Genomic DNA, 20,999 nt, shown 5'->3' on the forward strand with positions numbered 1-20,999 from the left:
ATGTTCAAGCGCAGCCTGCTGACCCTGCTGATCGGCGGCCTGGGGGGCGGCCTGGCCACCCTGGCCGCCTTGCCCCTGGCCTGGATGCTGGGGCCGCTGTTCCTGGTGCTGGCGGCCTCCCTGGCCGGGGCGAAGGCGGGCATCGACCCGCGCCTGCATCGTGGCGCCATCGCCATGCTCGGCCTGTTTATCGGCAACCGCATTGACCTGGGCGAGCTGTCGCACCTGCTGGAGTGGTACCCCAGCGTGCTGGCCATGCTCGGCTATATGGGGCTGATGCTGCTGGGCGGGCGCTGGCTCTTCGCGCTGAGCGGCATGAGCCGGCTCAGTGCGCTGTTCTGCGCCTTTCCGGGCAGCATGAACGGCGCCGTCATCCTCGCCGACCGCCTCGGCGCCGACGTGCGCTGGATCGCCATCACCCATGCCATCCGCCTGGTGATGGTGGTGGCCTCCGCCGCCTTGCTGGCCAGCCACCTCGCCGGCGGGGTGGTCCTGGGGGAGGGCAACGGCCTCCACTGGGGGGATCTCTACCTGCTGGCGCTGGCCCCGGCCTGCGCCTGGCTGGGTCGGCTGCTGCGTCTGCCGATCCCCGAGTTCCTGGGGCCCATCGCCGTGGGCGCGGCCATGGCCAGCCTCGGCCATGGGATTGTGTTGCCGGATCTGCTGCTGATCCTGACCTTCCTGGTCCTGGGCAGCTCGGTGGGCTCGCGTTTCTCGGGCACCGGCTGGTCGCGGCTGCTGCGGGTGGGGCGCTACGGCCTGGCGTTCGGCGCCTATGCGGTGGTGATGGCCCTGATTACCGCCTGGGGGGTGTCGAGCCTGACGGACTTGCCCTTCGCGGCGGTGCTGCTGGCGCTGCTGCCCGGCGGCGTCGGCGAGATGGCGGTGATCGCCGTGGCGCTGGAGATCGATCCGGTCTATGTGGTCTCCCACCATGTGCTGCGCCTGCTGCTCTTGATCCTGCTTACCCCGCCGCTGATCGCCCTGGCGCGCCGGCGTCGTGCCGCGGCGCAAAGACGACGCTGACGGTCAGTCCCTGGCCCGGGAGACTCGTGAAGTCGAGGCGGGCGCCGTGGGCGCGGGCCACCTCGTCGACGATGGCCAGGCCCAGGCCGCTGCCCGGGGTCGCCGGGCTGGCCCGATAGAAGCGCTCGGTGAGCCGGGCCAGGTCGTTGGCGGCCACCCCCACCCCGTCGTCGGCGACGCTCAGTGCCGGCGCCCCCTCCCGCTGGAAGACCCGCACCCGGATGGGGCCCCGATAGGGGGCCTCGCCGCCGGCGTGCTGGCTGGCATTCTCGATCAGGTTCTGCACCAGCCAGCGCAGCCGCACCGGATCGCCGAGCACCTCGCCGGCCTGCTGCTCGATAAACTCCAGCTCCTGCCCGCGCTGGTAGATGCGCGCGGCCGCCTCGGCGCAGGCCTCACGGCACACCTCGCCGAGGGCCACCGGCACCAGGGCCCGGGTGTCCACCAGCTCGTGGCGGGTCTTGGCCAGGGTCAGCAACTGCTGCACCGTGTAGCCGGCCTGCTCGGCGATACGCTCGATCTCCTCCAGGGGGCGGCGCAGGGTGGGGTCCGCGCAGCGCCGCGCGGTGACCTCCGCCAGGGCGCGGATCTCCGAGACCGGGGTGCGCAGCTGGTGGGAGACATCGGCATTGAACTGCTGGGTATTGCGGATGCTCTGGCGCATCCGCGCCATCAGGCCGTTGATGCTGGCCACCAGGGTGGTGACCTCCCGCGGCACCCGGGTCTCGATGGGCTCCAGGTCATTGGGGGAGCGCTGGCGCAGGCCGCGGCTGACGGCGCGCAGCGGTGCCAGGCCCTGGTGGATCGCCAGCAGGGCGATGGTCACGGCGAGCAGGCCGCCCACGGCGGTCAGTCCCGAGAGGGTCAGCAGGAAGTCGTTGATCAGGCTGTCGCGGGCCTCGGTGGATTCGGCCACGATCACCTCGATGTGGCCACTCCGGGTGGCGCGGACCACCGGGAAGCTGGTGGCCACGGCGCGCAGTTCGTTGCCGGCATAGTCGGTATCGTAGAAGGCCGGCGTGGCGGCATCCGAGGGAGGGCCCTCCAGGCCCTCGAAGCCGGCCAGCATATGGCCGGCATCGTCGCGGATGCGATAGAAGATCTTGCCCTCGCCGCGGCTGCCCAAGGTGCTGATGCTGAAGTAGTGCATATTGATGCGCAGCTCGCCATCCACCGAGTGGATGCGCCGCTCCACCCGCTCGGCGGCATTGAGCAGCATGGCATCGAAGGTCTCGTTGATCTGGCGGGAGAGCACCACCTGACTGGAGACCAGGGTGAGGATGCCCACCAGGCTGAAGGGCAGGCCGATCCACAGCAGCAGGCGGGCGCGAATCGAGCTCATGGACGCGGGTCGCCGGCGTCGAGGAGGTAGCCGAGGCCGCGCACGGTGCGCAGCTGGGCGGCGTCACCGATCTTCTTGCGCAGGCGCGAAATATAGGTCTCCACGGCGCTAGGGGTGATCGCATCGTCCAGGTCGGAGAGGCGGTCGATGATCTGCGCCTTGCTGACCAGGCGCCCCTGGTTGATCAGCAGGTACTCGAGGACCTCCCGCTCGCGGCGATGCAGCGCCACCGCCTCGCCGTCGACCAGCACGGTGGGGCTGTCCGGGGGCAGCTCCAGGCCGCCGCACTGCAGGCTGCTCTCGCCGAACTGCTTGGCGCGGCGCACCAGGGCCTTGGCCCGGGCCACCACCTCCACCAGGGAGAAGGGCTTGCCCAGGTAGTCGTCGGCGCCTTCCTCCAGGCCCAATACCCGCTGATCCAGGTCGTCCCGGGCCGAGATGATCAGCACCGGCGTCTTGTCCTGGCGGGCGCGAAGCCGGCGCAGCACGTGGATGCCGTCCAGGTTGGGCAGCCCCAGGTCGAGCAGGATCAAATCGAAAGAGAGGTGGCGCAGCCACTGCTCGGCGGCCTGGCCGTCGTCGCAGGTCTCCACCCGGAAGCCCGCCTCCGTGAGGAAGGTGGCGATGGAGGTGGCCAGGTTGGGGTTGTCTTCGACTACCAGCGCTTTCACGTGCCATCCCGTCTCATGAGTTGCCGAGGCGGGCAGTATATCGCGATGGGGCGGCTCGGGTCTTACGGCGATGCCGGCCGACAGGAAGCGACGCCCGGGAGGGCGCCGCCGTGGGAGAGCGTTAGTCGGCGTTGGGGAAGAACAGCTGCTGGCCGTCGACGCTGAAGTCGGCGATGGCCCGCTGGCCCTCGTCGGAGAGCAGCCAGGCGTGCCACTGGCCGGCCAGGTCATGCTTGAGGTGGGGGTGGCGCTCGGCGTCGATCACCACGCTGCCGTACTGGTTGAAGAGACGCTCGTCGCCCTCGAAGAGCAGGGTCAGGTCCTGGGGGTTGGCGAAGGCCACCCAGGTGGCGCGGTCGCTCATCGCGTAGGCGTCCATGCCGGCGGCGGTGTTGAGGGTCGGGCCCATGCCGCTGCCCAGCTCGCGGTACCAGGGGGCGGCGGGGGTGATATCGGCGGCCTCCCAGAGGCGCTGCTCGGCGCGGTGGGTGCCGCTGTCGTCGCCGCGGGAGGCGAAGGGCGCCTCGGCCTCGGCGATTCGCACCAGGGCATCGAGGATGCTCTCGGCCTCCGCGACCTCGGCGGGGTCGGCACTGGGGCCGATCAGCACGAAGTCGTTGTACATCACATCGGCGCGCTCGCTGCCGTAGCCCTCGGCGACGAAACGCTCCTCTCCGCTGGTGTCGTGGACCAGCAGGGCGTCCGCGTCGCCGCGGCGGGCCAGCTCGAAGGCCTGGCCGGTGCCCACGGCGACGACCCGCACCTCGATGCCGGAGGCCTCGGTGAACCGTGGCAGGATGACCTCGAAGAGCCCCGAGTTCTCGGTGGAGGTGGTGGAGGCCAGGGTGATATGGGGGGGCTCCTCCTGGGCGAACAGGGCGGAGGATAGGCCGAGCAGGCCGAGGCCGGCGAGTGTCGCTGCGATCTGGTTCATGGCGCTTCCTTTCGTATGGCTGGGGACTAGGGAGGGGGCGGCGAGACCACCAGTTCGCCGCGGATAAAGGCCCGGGCCTCCGCCGAGGTCGGTGCCGTGAAGAAACGTTCGGCGGGGGTGTGCTCCAGCAGCCGTCCGCCACACAGGAAGAGGACGTCATCGGCCAGGCGCCGCGCCTGATGCAGGTCGTGGCTGCTCATGATGATTCGCGTGCCGCGGCGGTGGAACTCCGTGACGGCGGCCTCCACCGCCTGGATGGCGGCGGGGTCCAGCGCCGAGGTGGGCTCGTCGAGGAAGAGCACCCGAGGCTCCAGCAGCCAGGCCCGGGCCAGGGCCAGGCGCTGTTGTTCGCCGCCGGAGAGCACCCGGGCGGGACGCCCCTCCAGGGCGGCCAGGCCGAAGCGCTCGAGGGCCTCCCGGGCCAGTGCCTTGCGGCGGTGGCGGGGCGTGTCCTTGACCGCCAGGGCATGGGTGAGGTTGGCCAGCGCCGAGCGCCGCAGCAGCACCGGCCGCTGGAAGACCATGGCCTGGCGCGGCGCCTCGCCCTCCCAGTGGAGGCGTCCCTGGCTGGGCACCAGCAGGCCATGGGCCAGGCGCATCAGCAGGCTCTTGCCGGCGCCGTTGGGGCCCATCACCAGGGTGCGGCGACAGCCGTCCAGGCGCAGGGTCACGGGGGCCAGCAGGGGCTGGCCGCGGTGCCGAAAGCTTACCTCCTCCAGGACCAGCGGGGGGATGGCCTGGGTCAGGAGTTGATTCAGGGTGGTCATCCCAGCCGCCTCCGCGCCATCTCGCCCAGCAGGTGGGCGGCGCCGTTGATCAGGGTCACCAGCACCAGCAGCACCAGGCCGAGGCCCAGGGCCAGGGCCAGGTTGCCCTTGCTGGTCTCCAGCACGATGGCGGTGGTCATCACCCGGGTGACGCCATCGATATTGCCGCCGACGATCATTACCGCCCCCACCTCGGCGCTGGCGCGGCCGAAACCGGCCAGTACCACGGTGATCAGCCCCAGGCGGGCGTCCCACAGCAGGGTGGGAATGCGCCTCAGCCGCGTCAGCCCCAGGGAGGTCAACTGCTCGGCATACTCGCCATGCAGCTCCTCGACCTGCTGGCGGGTCAGGGCGGCGATGATCGGCAGGATCAGCACCACCTGGGCGACCACCATGGCGCCGGGCGTGAACAGCAGGCCGAACTGGCCCAGGGGGCCGGCCCGGGAGAGCAGCAGATAGACCGCCAGGCCCGCCACCACGGGGGGCAGCCCCATCAGCGCATTGAGCACCACGATCAGCAGGCCGCGGCCAGGGAAGCGCCATAGCGCCAGGGCCGCGCCCAGGGGCAGGCCGATCAGGGCGGCGATCAGCACCGCCGCCAGCGACACCTGCAGCGACAGGGCGACGATCGCCAGCAGGGCCGGGTCCAGGCCGAGGACCAGGTTCAGGGCGGTGATAAAGGCGGAATCGGAGGTGGGCATCGTGTCTCCCTGGGTCTTCTCGCATCTTCTGCATTAATTCGCGTTGATGCATCCTATGCTGGAAAATATGCAGGATAATGCAGTGAGACGACGAAGCCTGGCGTCGATACGACGCTCGGTGGCGCCCTGGGAACACGGCCAGAGGACGCCGGCGTGGAACCCCAGCCGACCTATCTGGCCACCGCCGAGGCGGCCGTCTGGTATTAGCTGCGCCTCGAGGGCGAAGGGAGGAACCGGATGGAATCTACAGCGACCTATCTGACCACCATTGAGGCGGCCGCCTACCTGCGGCTGAAGGAGCGCAAGCTCTACGACCTGGCCGCCCAGGGGGTGATCCCCTGCACCCGGGTCACCGGCAAGCTGCTGTTTCCCCGCCATAGCCTGGACCTGTGGCTGATGCACCACCTGGAGGGGGATCGGGCCGATCGTCGCGCTGCGCCTCCGGTGCTGGCGGGCAGCCAGGACCCGCTGCTGGAGTGGGCGGTGCGCGAGAGCGGCTGCGACCTGGCGCTGCTCTGTCACGGCAGCGGCGACGGGGTACGACGCCTGGCCGAGGGCGATGCGATGCTGGCCGGGGTGCATCTGCTCGACCCCGAAAGCGGCGCCTACAATGATCCGGCGCGCCTGGGGCTGGGCGCCATGGGCGATCTGGTGGCGCTGCGCTGGGGGCGTCGCCGCCAGGGGCTCTTGATCGCCCCGGGCAATCCGCTCGCTATCCGCGGCCTGGCGGACCTGACCCGGCCGGGGGTGGTGGTGGCCCGGCGTCAGCCGGACGCCGGGGCCGAACGGCTGCTGCGCTACCTGCTGGCGCGCCAGGGTGTCGAGGCCGAGGCGCTATGCTTCGCGCATCATCTGGCCCTGAGCGAGGACGATCTGGCCCTGGCGGTGCGCCAGGGAGAGGCGAACGTGGGTCTGGGGGTGGCGGCGGCGGCGCGCCGCCAGGGCGTCGATTTCCTGCCCCTGCACTGGGAGCCCTTCGATCTGCTGATGCGCCGCCGGGACTATTTCGAGGCACCGATCCAGCGCCTGCTGGCCTTTACCCGGGAGCCGCGCTTCGCCGAGCGGGCGGCGGCTCTGGGCGGCTATGACCTGAGCGAGCAGGGGCGGGTGGTCTACAACGCCTGAACCGGAGGCGCCGCGGTTTTCGCCCCGGCCCACCTCGCGCCGGCCCCGGGAGTCCTGCTCGCCGAGGGGGGGGGCTCCGATGCCAAGGACGCGCTTTTAGGCATCGTCGGAGGGGGCGCCGGGGGCAATGTTGTGATTGAGCCGAAATCGGTTGCTCGGATCGAAGCGAGTCTTGAGCGCGACCAGGCGATCATGGTTCTGCCGGTAGTTGGCGGCTACCCGGTCGGTGTCGTCCGCGGACATGAAGTTCACATAGCCACCCGCCTGGGAGTGGGGGCGCAGCGCCTGGTAGTAGGCCCGTCCCCAGGCGATATTGGCCTCGCTGTCGCGGGCATCCGGCCAGCTTGGCCCGAGGGCCGTGGCGAAGGTCGCCTCCCGGTAGGCGAACGCCGTGGCCTCCGGGGCGACGCGCCGGCAGGCCCCGTCGATGGGGAACAGCAGGGTAGCGGTCTGTGGGCAGGGGATGCGGGCCCCGAAGTCGAGGTGCACGGCGATCGCCGCGTCGCTCAGTTCCCGGCTGAAACAGCCCTTCCAGTAATGATGCAGCCCGGCGGGTAGCAGCTCGTCGAACAGGGTGTTGATCACCGGGTAGGGCATGCGCTGGACGAACTGCCCCAGCACGGGGCCGAGGCGGCCGAGCCGCTCGCGTATCGCGTCGTCCTCGCCCGCGGGTCCGCTCCAACAGGTCAGCACCACGACCACCGGCCGGCCGTGCCAGGCCTCGGGGACGAAGGGCAGCGGTGGCGCCAGGGTGATGCCGAGGATCGCCCCCAGCGCCTCGGGCGCCTCGGTGATCAGCTCCCGGTAGGCCTGGAGGACCCCGGCCTCGAGCGGATAGAAGGTCGGGCCGCCGAGGATATTGGCCACCTCGTGCAGGCGGTACTCGAAGGAGGTGACCACGCCGAAATTGCCGCCACCGCCGCGGATGGCCCAGAACAGCTCCTCGTGGTGGCCTTCGCTGCAGCTCAGGAAGTGGCCCTCGGCGGTGACCAGATCCGCCGAGACCAGGTTATCGCAGGTCAGCCCGCAGCGCCGCGCCAGATATCCCAGGCCGCCGCCCAGCGTCAGCCCGGCGATGCCGGTGGTGGAGACGATGCCGCCGGTGGTCGCCAGGCCGAAGGCGGCGGTGGCATGGTTGAAGTCGGCCCAGGTGCAGCCGCCCTCGGCCCGCACGCGGCGTTGCTCGGGGTCGACCCGGATGCCGCGCATGCGCTCGAGGGAGAGGACCAGGCCGTCGTCGCAGGTCCCGAAGCCGGGCACGCTGTGTCCGCCGCCGCGCACGGCCAGGGGAAGGTCGTGCTCGCCGGCGAAGGTCACGCCGGCCATCACGTCGGCGACATCCGCGGCCTGGACGATCAGCGCGGGGCGGCGATCGTGCTGGGCGTTGTAGACTCGGCGTGCCGCGTCGTAACCCTCGTCACCCGGTCGCATCAGGACGCCGTGCAGGCGCTGTTCCAGGTCGTGAATGTCCTTCGCGTTCGGGGCGCCATGCCCTGTCTCGATATCGGCAACTTTCATCTCGCACCTCCCGGCCTGGGGGTATCGAGCCGGCTTGCAACGGCTTCCCCCTGGGGCTTTGCCTCAGGCATAGCAGGGTGAGCGTCCCGCAAGCGTGACGACGGCGTGACGGGCGAGGGAATGAAATCGGGCAGCGATCCGCATCCGGGGATAGGCTGGAGGCAGGAGGACTACCCATGACTCGACTGCATGCCTCGCTGCTGGGCCCGTTCGCCTGCCATACGCAGGTCGGGCAGGCGCTCGTCTTCCCGACCCGCAAGGTCGAGGCCCTGCTGGCCTACCTGGTGGCGAGCCCGTCCCGGCGGGAGACGCGGGACCGGCTCGCTGGCCTGCTGTGGGACGACATGGCGGAGTCACGGGCCCGGGCCAACCTGCGCCAGGCGCTGTCCCGGCTGCGGCATGCGTTGCCGCCGGCGGTGCGCGACGGCCTGATCATCGGCGCCCGGGAGGTGGTCGTGGAGCCGCAGGCGTTCGAGGTCGATCTGGAGACGTTCGAGCGGCGGGTGGCCGATGGCACCCCGGAGACCCTGGAACGGGCGCTCGCCCAGTATCGTGGCCCCTTCCTGGAGGGCATGGCCGACTGCGGCGACGCCTACGAGGCGTGGCTGCTGGCCCAACGCTGTCGCCTGGAGGAGCAGCGGCAGCAACTGATGCGCCGCTTGCTCGACCACTATGTCATCACCGGCGCCATCGACCCGGGGATCCAGCTCGCCCTGCGGTTGCTGGCGGATGACCCCTTGGATGAAGGGGTGCTGCGCGTGCTGATGCGCCTCTACCTCTACCAGGACCGGATCGGGGCGGCGCTCGCGCAGTATCGACGCTTCGGCGAACGGCTCGCCGATGAACTCGGCGCCACCCCCGCCCCGCAGACCGAACGATTACGGCAGGAGCTGCTGGCGCTGCTGCCGGGCGATGCAACCGACCTGGCGTGGGAAAGCGACGACCTGCCCGAGCGTCCCGAGGTGATCGCGGCCGCCGCCGCGGCACGCCGGTGGCGCCGCGGCGAGCCCTCCGGGCTGCCGGCGCTGGCCGTCCTGGCCCTGGAGCCGGCCGAGGAGGGGTTGCGTCACCTGGGTGAGGGCCTGGCCGAAGATATCGCCACCGAGCTGGGTCGCTTTCGTGAGCTCGAGGTGATCGCCCCGGCCAGCGCCCTGGCCTATCGCCATAGCGGGGCCAGCCGGGAACGGATCGGTCGCGAACTCGGCGTCGATTATCTCCTCGACGGGCGGCTGCGCGGCTTCGGAGAGGGGCTGCGGCTCACCGCCCGCCTGCTGGCGACCGAAGGGGGGCGCCAGGTCTGGGCGGAGCGCTACGACTGCCGGCGCGACGAGCTCTTCGCGGTACAGGACGAGATCGTTGCGCAACTCGTCGGTCGCCTGGTCGGGCGGATCGAGGATGACCGCCTGACCCGGACCCGGCGGATCCCGCCCCGGGACTGGCAGGCCTATGACCTCTGGCTGCGCGGCTGGCATGCCCTGCGCCACCCGGACCTGCCGGCGATCCAGGAGGCGCGGCGCTGCTTCCGGCAGGCACTGGCCCGGGACCCGCGGTTCGCCCGGGCCTACGTCGGGCTGGCCCTGGCGCACTTGGATGAATGGGCCTGCTACGCCTGGCAGCACTGGGTATTCCTCCAGGACGAGGCCCTGGCGCTCGGCCGCCAGGCGGTCGCCCTGGACGAGCACGATCATCGTGCCCACTGCATGCTGGGCCTGGCCGAGCTCTACGCACGGCGCTACGAGGCCGCCGACCGGGAGCTGACGCTGGCCCTCGCCCTCAATCCCAACGATGCCGACGTGCTCGCCCATGCCTCCTTCGCCCTGGCCTTGATCGGCGACCCCGAACGCGGGGTGGAGGCGGCGCGCAAGGCGCTGCGCCTGGCCCCCTACCGGCCGGAGTGGTACGCCGGCATGGCCGGGATCGCCTTCTTCAGCGCTCGGCGCTATGGCGAGGCCATCGACACCCTGGCCTCGGCGCCCCAGGCCTTCTGCAATACGCCGGCCTTCCTCGCCGCGGCCCATGCCCATCTCGGCCAGCTCGAGCAGGGCCGCCACCACCGCGATACCGTTTATCGGCACTACCGTTATCAACTGGCCCGCGGCACCTTCCCCGCCCATATCGGCTGCCTGGAATGGCTGGCCGCGCTCGATCCCTACCGGCGCGACGCCGATGCCGAGCACTATCTGGAGGGGCTGCGTCGGGCGGGGTTCGACTAGGCCGGCCCGTCGAGCCGTCAGGGCCTGGGCCGCGCAATAAGTCCCTGACTGCTAGAACTGATAGGGAGGCGGCGAGACGAGGGAAAGGCGATGTCCCGCCGCCGACCGGCGGCGCCTCGGCGTCGTGTCACCCATGGCTCCCATGCGGAGGTGTGCCATGAACCAGACCCCACCAGCGGCCAGCGAGTACGTCGAGTTCTGGAACGACACCCTGGCCGAGAAGTTCGATCGCTTCCAGAATATCCTGATGAACGGCCTGAGCTACCATAGCCGGGTGCCCCTCGACCACCTCTCCCTCGCACCGGGCAGCCGGATCCTCGACGTCGGCTGCGGCTGGGGCGATACCGCCATCGCGTTGGCACGCCGGACCGGCCCCCGGGGCGAGGTACTGGGCCTGGACTGCGTCGAGCAGTTCCTCGAGGATGCCCGACGACGCGCCGCGGCGGAGGGCATCGACAACGTCACCTTCGTGGCTGCCGACGTGGAGCGCTACCCCTTCGAACCGGAATACGACCTCTGCTTCTCGCGCTTCGGCATGATGTTCTTCGAGCATCCGGTGGCGGCCATGCGCAATGTCCACAAGGCCCTCAAGCCGGGCGGCGAGCTGATGTTTATCGTCTGGCGCGATATCGCCGACAACCCCTGGCTGGGCCTGCCCAAGCAGGTGGTGCTGGATTTCCTGCCGCCCCCCGGTGAGGACGCCCGCACCTGTGGCCCGGGGCCCTTCTCCATGGCCAATCCCGAGGTGGTCACCCAGCAGCTGGAGATCGCCGGCTTCGAGGCGATCGCCTTCGAGCGCAACGACGGGCCGGTGGAAGTGGGCGACTCGGTGGAGAACGCCATGCGCTTCCAGCTCGCCCTGGGGCCGGCCGGTGAGGTGTTCCGCGAGGCGGGGGAGGAGGCCGAGCGCCAGCGCCCCGAGATCGAGGAGGCGCTGCGCCAGGCCCTGGCCCCCTATGAGCAGGACGGCAGGATCGTTATGGGCTCCAGTTCCTGGACGATTACCGCCCGCAAGCCGGGAGGCGCCTGAGCCACGCGACCGGCCCGGCCATCCGTCCCCCGGCTTGAGGAGCTCGACGATGCACTGGTTCGGTGTCACCGGAACCCCGGCACGCCCCGGCGCGGGGCTCGCCCGGGGGCTCCTCGGCCTGTGGTTCGTGGCCGGGCTCGGCCTGCTGTCCGGGTGTACCACTCTGGGGCGGGGCCAGGAGGCGCTGCTGGTGCTGCATGACCTCGCCGCGGTTGATGGCCCGAGCCATCTGAAACGCCATACCCCGGCGCCGGTGCGCGAGGAGATGACCTATGCGGTGGCGGGTCGCGACCAGGCGGTGGACCTCTACCGCCCGGCCGAGCCGCGTCGCGGCGCCCTGATCCTGGTGCATGGCTTCACTGAGGCGGGGCGTCGTGATCCCCGCCTGGTGGCCCTGGCACGGACGCTGGCCCGCGCCGGTTTCACGGTGATCGTGCCGGAACTGCAAGGGTTGCGAGACTTCTCCGTGGGCACCCGCGAGGTGGAGCGGATCGCCGCCGTGATCCACCACGCCACGACGACGGTGCCGGCGGCGGAGTCGGGCACCGGGCTCGCCGCCATCAGCTTCGCGGTGGGACCGGCGATTCTCGCCGCCATGCGGCCGGACACCGCTCACCGGGTACGCTTCGTGATCGCCGTGGGCGGGTACTACGACCTCACCGATATGCTTCGCTACGTCACCACCGGGGAAGATCGCGGCGGAGGCGGCCGGCACCCCCCGCCGCCTCAGCGCGAGGCGCGCTGGATGGTGCTGCTGAGCCAGCTGCACCGCTTGGAGGACGCCGGGGACCGGGCGAGGCTGGAAGCCATGGCACGCCGCCGCCTGGCCGGCGACGATGCTTCGCCGGCCGAGGTCCGTGGGCTCGGCCCCCAGGGAAGGGCCCTGTATGAGCTGGTCAGCAACCGGGATCCGGCCCGGGTGGCAAGGCTGATCGAGGCGCTGCCGCGCCCCCTGCGCGAGCAGTTCGCCGCCCTCGACCTCTCGGCCCGCGAGCTCGATGCGCTCGAGGCGCGGCTGGTCCTGATTCATGGGCCGGACGACCGGGTCATCCCCATCAGCCACTCGCGGCGTCTGCGCGATGCGCTCCCGGCCGGCCAGGCCCGCCTGTTCGAAGCCGGGGGACTGGGGCATGTGGAGGTCAGGGCGGGGTGGCGCGACGGCTGGGAGTTGTGGCGGGCGATTTATCATCTGCTGCGGCTGGGGGAAGCGCGCTGACGCCGGGGCCGGGCGGATGCTGCCTTCCGCGACTTCCCGGCCGCGCCGATCGAGTCGCTTAGCGTGGGGTGCCCCATTGCCGAGCCGGCCTGAGCGAGGGCAGTTCAGTTCGGCGTCGGCGGGTTCTGTGGTTGGGCGACATGGGGCCCGGTGGCATCGGGAATCGTCCGCGCCAGATATCTGATGCACGCTGGAGGTCTTCGGGCTCATGACGCTGGGCTCATCCTTCGATGACGACCTCTTGTCCCTGAAACGGCCCAGCGTGGAGCAGGGGCTGGCCGATCCTGTTCCGCTCCATCGGCGGTACCCCGGTGCCCCAGTGCGAGGCGGTGGTCAACGTCTTCCAGTCGGCCATTGGCGACCCCGAGCGCTTCCATCCCGAGCGGCATATCGCCCTCTATCCGCTGCCCCGCAGAAAGGAGCTCGAACTGCTAGAACTGTAGGTAGGCGGCGGGACGTGGCGACCGACATGCCCTGTCGCCGTCCCGCGGCGCCACGACATTCATGGCTCCCATCTTGGAGGTACGCCATGTAGACGACCACGCAACCCGCCAGCGAATACGTCGAGTTCTGGAACGACACCCTGGCCGAGAAGTTCGATCGCTTCCAGGACATCCTGATGAACGGCCTGAGCTACCACAGTCGGGTGCCGCTCGAGCGACTCGAGATCGCCCCGGGCAGCCGGATCCTCGATGTCGGCTGCGGCTGCGGCTGCGGCTGGGGCGACACCTCCATCGCTTTGGCGCGCCGGACCGGCCCCGAAGGCGAGGTGCTGGGCCTGGACAGTTCCTGGAGGACGCCCGGCGCCGCGCCGCGGCGGCGGGCGTCGACAACGTGAGCTTCATCGCCGCCGACGTCGAGCACTACCCCTTCGAGCCGGCATACGACCTGTGCTTCTCGCGCTTCGGCATGATGTTCTTCGAGCATCCGGTGGTGGCCATGCGCAACGTGCACAAGGCGCTCAAGCCGGGCGGCGAGCTGATGTTCATCGTCTGGCGCGATATCGAGGACAACCCCTGGCTCGGCCTGCCCCGGCAGGTGGTCCTGGACTTCCTGCCGCCGCCCGGCGAGGACGCCCGCACCTGTGGCCCGGGACCCTTCTCCATGGCCAACCCGGGGGTGGTCACCCAGCAGCTGGAGATCGCCGGCTTCGCGAACATCGCCTTCGAGCGCAACGACGGGCCGGTGGAGGTGGGCGACTCGGTGGAAAACGCCATGCGCTTCCAGCTCGCCCTGGGGCCGGCCGGGGAGGTGTTCCGCGAGGCCGGCGAGGAGGCCGAGCGGCAGCGCCCGCAGATCGAGGAGGCACTGCGCCAGGCCCTCGCCCCCTTCGAGCAGGATGGCAAGATCGTCATGGGCTCGAGCTCCTGGACCATGACCGCGCACAAGCCACACGCTTGAGCGCGCAGCGCTCGGGTCGGCCCGTGTTACCGCGGCGGTTCGATCACTCAGGATTCCAGGGCGACCTCGTCCTTGCAGCTCTGTCGTCGACCTCGGCGTAGGGATCGTCGAGGAAGGCGTCGATCATGGTCGAACGACACTCGTTGACCGGGCCGTGGCCGGTCGCGGGCCAGTCCACCCTGCAATAGCGTTGCACTTGGAACTTGAGATCGCCGATCCTCATGGGGATCACGGACGGTTTGACCAACGTCGAGATCGCCGATCGCCTCCACATCAGTGAAAAGGCCGTTCGTAACCACATATCCCACCGATTCAGCAAGCTAGGCGTGCACAGCCGTGCCCAAGCCATTTTCCTGGTGCGTGACCATGGCCTCGATGCCTGACCGGGGCGGATGTCCCGGATTCAAGCAGGGCGGTGGACGCTAAAGGACACTTTTCCCATTTTCAATTGCCCTCTTTCGAACCATGATGATGAAGGCAATGTTGAACACTCTGTGGAGGCTTTTCATGGAAATTCAGCATGAGGTTTCAGGTGGGGGGAACTTGCGCTTGCACGTGCGTGAATGGGGGGCCCCTTCAGGAATTCCGGTGGTCTTCATTCATGGTTGGTCCAGTAGCCATCTGGCCTGGAGATACCAGTATGAAAGCTTCTTGGCGGATGAGTTTCGCTTAGTGGCAATGGATTTGCGCGGCCATGGGATGTCCGATGCCCCGTTGGAAGCCGATCACTATACCGATGCCCAACTCTGGGCGGATGACATCGCCGCCATCATGGAGGCGCTGCATCTCGATCGCCCCGTGCTGGTCGGATGGTCCTATGGCGGTTTCATCATCGGCGACTATGTCCGTGCTTATGGAAGCTCGGGCATATCGGGGGTGAACTATGTCGGTGCCGGGGTGAAGCTCACCGAATCAATCATGAGAACGCTGTACGGCCCTGGTTTGCTGAGCCATGTCGAGGCAGCGACGCAGCCGGATTTGCCGACCAATATCGAGGCCATTCGGCAATTCATTCGCGCCTTGGTCGCCAGCCCCATGACGGAGGTGGATTTCGAGTATGCCTTGGCATACAACATCGTCGTTCCTCCTGAAGTTCGAGGGGCCATGCTGATGAGGGAGATCGATTCTGACGATATCCTTCGGCACCTGCAGGTGCCGGTACTGGTGTCGCAGGGTAGGCTGGACCAACATGCCCTGCCTGCCATGGCCGAGCACATCCTGGGAGTGTGTCCAACCGCCGAAGCGTCCTGGTACGAAGCGGCTGCTCACATGCCGTTCCTGGAAGATCCCGAACGGTTCAATACGGAACTGGCGGAATTCGCGCGGGCCATACGGGGCTGACCGGGCCGATCCGCCCCGGCCGCCGTATCCAGGCATGCCCCGAGAGTCAGGGGGCAGGAGGGCAACGTTCGGGCGTGGACACGCCAGACCATGCTCGAGACCCACCGTGGCATGAACATCGGCGAGGCCGAGTACCTAGCGGTCATGGACGATATCCAGGAGGTGCTCGAGCGCCATGGCGTCGATCCCCAGACCCGTCAGGAGGTGCTGGGCATCACCTATTCGCTCAAGGACGAGATCCTGCATGTGTGACGAGGCGGCATCGAGGTAACGGGGCCCGGCGCGTGATGGCGTCGGGCCCTTGCCGTGGGGGGCGTGGTCCGTGCGGTGATGCCGAGCGACTCCGGCGCGCCGCTGGTCGAGACTCGCCGGCGGTCATGTTCCTGGGGGCTCAGCAGCTGCACCCGGCGTAATGGTCATGGATGCTGACGGTGCCCGAACCCAGCAGGCGAGCCTTGTTGTGCAGGCGTTCGAGTACGGCGTCACTGACCTGGCCGTAGACGTCGATGCGCGAGAGCTCGATAAGTTCGGCAAACTTGCGAAATTCCGCGCCGGCCTCGTCGAGGTGGAAGCGCAGCGAGTCGGCGTCGGGATGGATGGCCACCACGGTCATCCGTGTTCGCGTCTGGTCCAGGAAGAAGCCGTAGGAGAGGAGTCGGGGCACGTGGGATTCCACGAATGCGGCCAGGTGCGTCATGGCCGCCTCGAGCGCCTCGAGTTTGCCGTCGCGAACCCTGGACGTGTCGACGTAGACGAGGGGTAGGGACATACCGGAGGTCTCCCTTGCCGAAGGTGGAGCCAAGGCGGAACGAGGGGCCCTGCAGGAAAGGGTAGGCAGGCGGCCGGCCGCCGACAACCGGCCCACCCGTTCGGTCTCCCTCGGTGGTGCGACACCCTCTCGGCCAGGCGCACGGGCCGCTGCACGCGGTCAGGCGAAGCGCGTGGCGTTCGGGTGCTGCCGGAGCGATTCCCAGTGATGGCCATGGGCCAGCCAGGCGGCCAGGTGGTCGCCGAGCTCCCGGGCATCGTCAGCGGCGCCGTGGATGACCCCCGACTTGCGCCGGCGCAGGAAGGGCAGGCCCAGGACATAGAGCCCCGGGGCCACCACTCCGCCGTGGTGCTTGAGGCGCCCCCGGGCATCGAGTACCGGGACCCGGAGCCAGGAAAAGTCCGGCCGGAAGCCGGTGGCCCAGAGCACCGTCTGGATTTCGCCGTCGGCCAGGTCGAGGCCCAGGCAGGGGTGCGCCGGCAGCCGCGTCGGCGCCGGGCGCTCGGGGGCGGGCAGGGCGTCGTGCCAGCCGTGGGCCAGCGCCCAGGCGTCCAGCTGGTCGAGCAGCCGACCCAGCTTGAGGTCCGCCGAGGCAGCGTGCATGGCCAGGGAGCCGGCGAACTGCAGCCGGCTGCCGTCAAGCCCCACCAGCCGCCCCACCAGGCGCACGCCCTTCGCGCTCAGGGCGTTGAGGTCCAGGTCGCGGGGGGCGGGGCCGCCCACCAGCTGGGGGGAGGGCCGGCGCCGCGCCCGCGCCAGGTCCTCCACCTCATCGAAGCGCTGGTCGAGCAGGCCGGCGTGCTCCAGCCACCACTGGATATCCCGGCCGCGGTAGCGCCGCGGCAGGCGCAGGTGTTCGCCCACCGCCAGGGTCACCGGCCGGCCGCTGCGCCGCAGCTCGTCGGCCAGCTGCACGCCGCTGGCCGAGGCCCCCACCACCAGCACCCCGCCCGGCGGGAGTTGCTCCGGACGACGATAGGTCAGGGCGCTCGATTGGGTGATCCAGGGGGGCAGGGCCGCGGCCAGGGCGGGGATCACCGGCAACTGGGTGGCGCCGGTGGCGATCACCACCGCCCGGCAGCGCCAGCTGCCTCGATCGGTCTCCACTCGGTAGCCGTTATCGTCCGTCCGCAGCGCCGTCACCCGGGTGCCGGTATGGATCGGCGAGGCCAGGCCGCGGGCGTAGTCGTCGAGGAAGGCGATCAGCTCCGTCTTGCCCATGAACCCCTCGGGGTCGGGGCCCGCATAGGCCTGGCCGGGGAGTCGGCACTGCCAGTTGGGGGTGAGCAGGCGCAGCGAGTCCCAGCGCTGGTGTCGCCAGGCGTGGGCCACCTCGCCCTGTTCCAGGAGCGCATGGTCGATGCCGCGCCGCGCCAGGTGGTGGCCCATGGCGAGCCCGGCGTGTCCCGCGCCGATGACCAGGACGGTCACGGCGCGGGCCGGGCGATGCGGCGGGCGCGAGGCCCGGGGGATCATGCCAGCGCCACCCGGACCCGGGTGGGGTTGGTGAGCAGGTCATAGACCGCCGAGCGCTTCTGGGACTGGGCGACCAGCGCCTCGATCTCCGCGCGGCTGGCGTCGGCGTCGATCTCGTAGGTCACGCGCACGTCGTCGAAGCCGTTGCGCACCTCGGGGTCCATGCCGAGGATGCCCTGGATGTCCATGTCACCCTCGACGCGGGCCCGGATCGAGCGCAGCTGGATGCCGCGATGCTGTGCCACGGCGGCGATCCCGGCGGTCAGGCAGCCGGCCAGGCCGATCAGTACGTACTCCACCGGGGTGGGGCCGTGATCCGCGGCGGCGAACACCGCCGGGTGGTCCACCGCGAAGGTGAAGCCTGACTGGTGGTGCTGGGTCTCGCCGAGGCCGTGGAAGTCCTCCACGGCGATGCGGCTGTGGGTGCCGCCTACCCAGTCGCAATGGGCGCGCCAGGTGAAGCGGGCGGCCTCGGGGGCCTGGGCCTGGGCCAGGGCCTCGCGGGCCTCGAGCAGGGCGCCGACGTTGACGCCGTTGTCGATGGTCTCGTCGATGGTGGGGGTCGCGGTGTGCATGGGATCGCTCCTCGGTTGTCGTTATATGACCCGGCCGAGCGGGTCAGGGAGGAGCTTGGCCATGCCACGTGGGACCCAGCGTGGGAGCGGTCGTGGTATTTCAGGGCGCCGGCGTGGAAGCGGGCGGTACGATGCGCCGACAGGCCCAGACCCGTGTCACCGGCATGCCGGCCTGGTGCTGGGCCAGGCGCACCGACTCGGCGTCCGGGGCGTGATAGAGGCAGTGCATGCGCCGGCGGTCGAGGGCGCAGAGGGTGCGCAGGAAGCGCACCCGGTGAGCCTGCAGGCAGGCGGCCCCGGCATCCTCCAGGGCCTGGATCGCCGCCACGCTCACCGGGGCGGCGAAGCGACGCTCCACCACCACATTGGCCGCCGCCAGCTCCGCGGCCTCGAGGCCCGGGGCATCGTGCAGGGTGCCGCCCCATAGCGTACTGATGTCGGCCCCGGCCCGGCGCAGGCCGTGGCGCGCCGATTCCAGGTCCGGGGCCTGGAAGTGGCAGAGCAGGCGGCGGCCGTCCCGGGCCAGCAGGCTCGCCTGCCAGGCGATGCGGTGCAGGTCAAAGCAGCCCTGGGCGGCGAGGGTCAGCGAGGTGACCCGCTCCGATTCGATGGGCTGGACGAAGCGCCGTTCCAGGAAGACATCGATCATGCCTCGCCCTCCGCGGCCGGGGCGCCGCGCAGCGCCCGGTAGCGGCGTCGGGCCCAGCCGGCCACCGGCCCCTGGATCAGTGCTTCGGCCGCCTGGGCATGCCGTTGCCCGGCTTCCCTATCGCCGGCTCGGTGCGCCGCCTCGGCCAGCAGGCTAAGGGCCAGCAGCTGCTCGGTGGGGCGCTCCAGGACCCGGGCATGCTCGAGGGCCTCGGCGGCCCGAGCGGCGGCCGTCTCGAGGCGCCCCCGGGCCAGGTCGAGGCGCGCCGCCTGGAGCAGCAGCACCGCCAGGCGGTGGCGGGCATCGGCGTGGCGCAGGGGCACCAGGGCGACGCCGAAGGGACCGGCGTCGTCTTCCAGGGCATAGCGGCACAGCGCCTCGGCGGCGGCGGCGAAGGGCGCCTCGCTGCCGTCGCGCAGGCGCTCGCCGAGATCGCAGAGCTCACCGCAGCGCTGCCGGGCCCGGGCATGGTCGTCGCGCTCCAGGTCGATCAGCAGCAGGGACTCCTGGGCCTGGAATTCCCCCAGGCGGTCGCCGCTGGCCTTGCACAGGGTGCGAGCGTCATTGAAGTGCGCCTCGGCGGCGTCGAAGCGATCGGCGTGGAGGCAGAGCAACCCTTCGGCCAGGGGCAGGGCGGGGTGGTGGAGGTGGCGCCGGGCGGCCAGGTCGCGGGCCTGGGCCAGCATCGCCGCGGCCTGCTCCAGGTCGCGCTCGAGCATGGCCAGGCAGCGCGCCGTCTCGGCCATGGCGATGACCTGCTCGCGGTCGTCGGCGCAGCGGGTCACCCGCTCGGCTTGCAGGGCCTCCTGGTGGGCCCCCGACCACTGGCCATGAGCCCAGCGGATATGGCTGGCCAGCTGGTAGCCGAGCCGCGCATGGGCCAGGGCGCCGTGCTCCAGGGCCCGCTCGGCCAGGGCCACCACCTCGCCGGCGCGGGCCTCCCAGTCCGCCAGGGGCGCGGCGCAGTAGAGGATATCGTGGAGCTCCAGGGCCAGGCAGTCGCCCCGGGTGCCGGCGATCTCGCCGGCCAGGGCCAGGCCCCGCTGGGCGAAGTGCTGGGCCTGCTGATTGGCGAACAGGCGCAGGCAGAGCCGCCCGGCGGTGATCATCGCCCGGGTGGCCAGCTCGGCGTCGCCGCTGGCCTGGGCATGGTGGACGAGCTGGGTGGCCTGGTCGAGATCGTAGAGGGGCGCCTCGGCCAGCCACTCGGCGAGGCGCCGGTGCATCGCCTGGCGCCGTGCGGGGGATATGGCGGCGTAGAGTTCCTCGGCCAGCTCGGGGCGGGTGAAGCGCAGCCCCTCCTCGGTGGTGGTCAGCCACCGACGCTGCTCGGCCACCTCCAGGGCGGCGCCGAGGCGGTTGGTCTCGAGCCCCGCGACCCGGCCCAGGGTCGCCGGGTCGAGGTCGGGGGCGAGCAGGGCCGCCCAGCGCAGCACCTCCAGGGTGTCCCCCTGCGGGGCCGAAGCCGCTTCGGGGGGCGCGTGAGGCGATGCCTCGGCCGGCGGGGTGGCGGCGTGCCGGGGGGCCCGCCAGGCCCGCAGCAGCTCGCCGCTGCTCGGCAGCCCCGCCTCACGAATCAATCGCATGCCCAGTTGCAGCTGCTGTTCCGCCTCCCGGGGGCGGTGCAGGGCCAGCAACAGTCGGACCAGATGGGCCCGTGCCGCCTCGTCGAAGGGGGCCAGGCGCACCCAGGCGTGGGCCTGGGGCAGGGCACGCTCGGGCGTCTCGCTCAGGCGCTCGACCAGGGCCGCCAGCAGCGCCGCCTGGGCGCGCATGGCTGCTTCCCGCTCGGCCAGGCACCAGCCGTGGAAGTCGTGGAAATTGTCGAGTTCCAGCCCCTCCAGGAAGGGGCCGCGATAGCGGGCGGCGGCGGCCTCGAGCTCGGCGCTGTCCACGCGCTCCAGGCCCCGGGCATGCAGGGCGTGCAGGTTGACCACGTCGATCTCCATCGCCGTGGTGTCGAGCTCCACCCCCAGGCGGTCGGCCTTGAGGCGCGTCCGGCCCGGCGTATCCACCAGGCGGCGCAGCTTGGAGAGGCTCCAGCGCAGCGAGCCCCGCGGGTCGTCGGGCAGCTCCCAGAGCAGGGCACAGAGGTGCTCGCGGCTCAAGGCGCGGCGCTGCAGGGCGAGATAGGCGAGCAGGGCGCGGGTCTTCTTCGAGGGGGGCAGCGGCAATACCTGGCCGTCCCGAATCACTTCGAGCTCGCCGAGCAGATTGAGGGTCAGCGCCTTCATATCACGCTCCG

At 70.6% G+C, this 20,999-nt stretch carries 22 protein-coding genes; 11 read left to right on the forward strand and 11 right to left on the reverse strand.

Features of this window, described 5'->3' with window-relative positions:
* Positions 1-1,026, forward strand: coding sequence for an AbrB family transcriptional regulator (locus ACZ5EF_RS07550; protein ID WP_346063982.1), 1,026 nt, complete (start codon positions 1-3; stop codon positions 1,024-1,026).
* Here ACZ5EF_RS07550 and ACZ5EF_RS07555 read toward each other — a convergent pair.
* The 5 genes from ACZ5EF_RS07555 to ACZ5EF_RS07575 form a co-directional block, all read right to left on the reverse strand.
* On the reverse strand, positions 965-2,368 hold the full coding sequence (locus ACZ5EF_RS07555; RefSeq protein WP_346063983.1) for a sensor histidine kinase: 1,404 nt from the start codon (positions 2,366-2,368) through the stop codon (positions 965-967). The two genes, ACZ5EF_RS07550 and ACZ5EF_RS07555, sit on opposite strands and share 62 nt — an antisense overlap.
* Entirely contained in the window at positions 2,365-3,039 is a 675-nt protein-coding gene (locus ACZ5EF_RS07560) for a response regulator transcription factor (protein WP_346063984.1), read from the reverse strand. Before ACZ5EF_RS07560 ends, ACZ5EF_RS07555 begins: the two co-directional genes overlap by 4 nt.
* Before the next feature lie 121 nt (positions 3,040-3,160).
* Positions 3,161-3,973, reverse strand: a complete 813-nt coding sequence (locus tag ACZ5EF_RS07565; protein WP_346063985.1) for an ABC transporter substrate-binding protein — start codon at positions 3,971-3,973, stop codon at positions 3,161-3,163.
* Positions 3,974-3,999: 26 nt separating this feature from the next.
* Complete coding sequence (locus ACZ5EF_RS07570; RefSeq protein ID WP_346063986.1) at positions 4,000-4,740, reverse strand: ATP-binding cassette domain-containing protein; 741 nt, start codon at positions 4,738-4,740, stop codon at positions 4,000-4,002.
* Entirely contained in the window at positions 4,737-5,441 is a 705-nt protein-coding gene (locus ACZ5EF_RS07575; protein ID WP_346063987.1) for an ABC transporter permease, read from the reverse strand. The genes ACZ5EF_RS07570 and ACZ5EF_RS07575 overlap by 4 nt, the downstream gene beginning before the upstream one ends.
* A 237-nt stretch (positions 5,442-5,678) precedes the next feature.
* On the opposite strand from ACZ5EF_RS07575, the gene ACZ5EF_RS07580 reads away from it, so the two are divergent.
* A complete protein-coding gene (locus ACZ5EF_RS07580) occupies positions 5,679-6,566 on the forward strand; it encodes a helix-turn-helix transcriptional regulator (protein ID WP_346063988.1) in 888 nt (295 codons plus the stop codon).
* 96 nt (positions 6,567-6,662) lie between these two features.
* Here the strand turns inward: ACZ5EF_RS07580 and ACZ5EF_RS07585 are convergent, their stop codons facing one another.
* The gene (locus tag ACZ5EF_RS07585; protein WP_346063989.1) at positions 6,663-8,084 is read right to left on the reverse strand and encodes an FAD-binding oxidoreductase; all 1,422 of its coding nucleotides are present in this window, start codon (positions 8,082-8,084) and stop codon (positions 6,663-6,665) included.
* A 176-nt stretch (positions 8,085-8,260) separates the two neighbouring features.
* Between ACZ5EF_RS07585 and ACZ5EF_RS07590 the strand changes: the two genes are divergently transcribed.
* The 9 genes from ACZ5EF_RS07590 (at position 8,261) to ACZ5EF_RS07630 (ending at position 15,537) form a co-directional block, all read left to right on the forward strand.
* Complete coding sequence (locus ACZ5EF_RS07590) at positions 8,261-10,297, forward strand: BTAD domain-containing putative transcriptional regulator (RefSeq protein WP_346063990.1); 2,037 nt, start codon at positions 8,261-8,263, stop codon at positions 10,295-10,297.
* Between the two features lie 157 nt (positions 10,298-10,454).
* Entirely contained in the window at positions 10,455-11,327 is an 873-nt protein-coding gene (locus ACZ5EF_RS07595; RefSeq protein WP_346063991.1) for a class I SAM-dependent methyltransferase, read from the forward strand.
* Positions 11,328-11,376: 49 nt separating this feature from the next.
* Positions 11,377-12,543 carry an alpha/beta hydrolase family protein gene (locus ACZ5EF_RS07600; protein WP_346063992.1) on the forward strand — a complete coding sequence of 389 codons (1,167 nt, stop codon included), beginning with the start codon at positions 11,377-11,379 and terminating at the stop codon, positions 12,541-12,543.
* A 311-nt stretch (positions 12,544-12,854) separates the two neighbouring features.
* Positions 12,855-12,986 (forward strand): hypothetical protein, encoded by a 132-nt coding sequence (locus ACZ5EF_RS07605; RefSeq protein ID WP_346063993.1) that lies wholly within the window; start codon positions 12,855-12,857, stop codon positions 12,984-12,986.
* Between the two features lie 176 nt (positions 12,987-13,162).
* Positions 13,163-13,381, forward strand: coding sequence for a methyltransferase domain-containing protein (locus ACZ5EF_RS07610; protein ID WP_346063994.1), 219 nt, complete (start codon positions 13,163-13,165; stop codon positions 13,379-13,381).
* Positions 13,378-13,944: a class I SAM-dependent methyltransferase gene (locus tag ACZ5EF_RS07615; RefSeq protein WP_346063995.1), complete on the forward strand. Its 567-nt coding sequence runs from the start codon at positions 13,378-13,380 to the stop codon at positions 13,942-13,944. The genes ACZ5EF_RS07610 and ACZ5EF_RS07615 overlap by 4 nt, the downstream gene beginning before the upstream one ends.
* Before the next feature lie 221 nt (positions 13,945-14,165).
* Positions 14,166-14,327 (forward strand): response regulator transcription factor, encoded by a 162-nt coding sequence (locus tag ACZ5EF_RS07620; protein WP_464123201.1) that lies wholly within the window; start codon positions 14,166-14,168, stop codon positions 14,325-14,327.
* Between the two features lie 124 nt (positions 14,328-14,451).
* Positions 14,452-15,285 (forward strand): alpha/beta fold hydrolase, encoded by an 834-nt coding sequence (locus tag ACZ5EF_RS07625; protein ID WP_346063996.1) that lies wholly within the window; start codon positions 14,452-14,454, stop codon positions 15,283-15,285.
* Between the two features lie 90 nt (positions 15,286-15,375).
* A complete protein-coding gene (locus tag ACZ5EF_RS07630; protein ID WP_346063997.1) occupies positions 15,376-15,537 on the forward strand; it encodes a globin family protein in 162 nt (53 codons plus the stop codon).
* Between the two features lie 139 nt (positions 15,538-15,676).
* Here the strand turns inward: ACZ5EF_RS07630 and ACZ5EF_RS07635 are convergent, their stop codons facing one another.
* From ACZ5EF_RS07635 to ACZ5EF_RS07655, 5 genes are all read right to left on the reverse strand, one after another.
* Positions 15,677-16,054 (reverse strand): hypothetical protein, encoded by a 378-nt coding sequence (locus ACZ5EF_RS07635; RefSeq protein ID WP_346063998.1) that lies wholly within the window; start codon positions 16,052-16,054, stop codon positions 15,677-15,679.
* Positions 16,055-16,213: 159 nt separating this feature from the next.
* On the reverse strand, positions 16,214-17,530 hold the full coding sequence (locus ACZ5EF_RS07640) for an NAD(P)-binding domain-containing protein (RefSeq protein ID WP_346063999.1): 1,317 nt from the start codon (positions 17,528-17,530) through the stop codon (positions 16,214-16,216).
* Positions 17,527-18,105 carry an OsmC family protein gene (locus ACZ5EF_RS07645; protein ID WP_346064000.1) on the reverse strand — a complete coding sequence of 193 codons (579 nt, stop codon included), beginning with the start codon at positions 18,103-18,105 and terminating at the stop codon, positions 17,527-17,529. The genes ACZ5EF_RS07640 and ACZ5EF_RS07645 overlap by 4 nt, the downstream gene beginning before the upstream one ends.
* 100 nt (positions 18,106-18,205) lie before the next feature.
* Positions 18,206-18,754, reverse strand: a complete 549-nt coding sequence (locus tag ACZ5EF_RS07650) for a nickel-binding protein (protein WP_346064001.1) — start codon at positions 18,752-18,754, stop codon at positions 18,206-18,208.
* Positions 18,751-20,988, reverse strand: a complete 2,238-nt coding sequence (locus tag ACZ5EF_RS07655) for a BTAD domain-containing putative transcriptional regulator (protein WP_346064002.1) — start codon at positions 20,986-20,988, stop codon at positions 18,751-18,753. The genes ACZ5EF_RS07650 and ACZ5EF_RS07655 overlap by 4 nt, the downstream gene beginning before the upstream one ends.
* Between the last annotated feature and the right edge of the window lie 11 nt (positions 20,989-20,999).

This window comes from Bisbaumannia salifodinae, assembly GCF_055388505.1.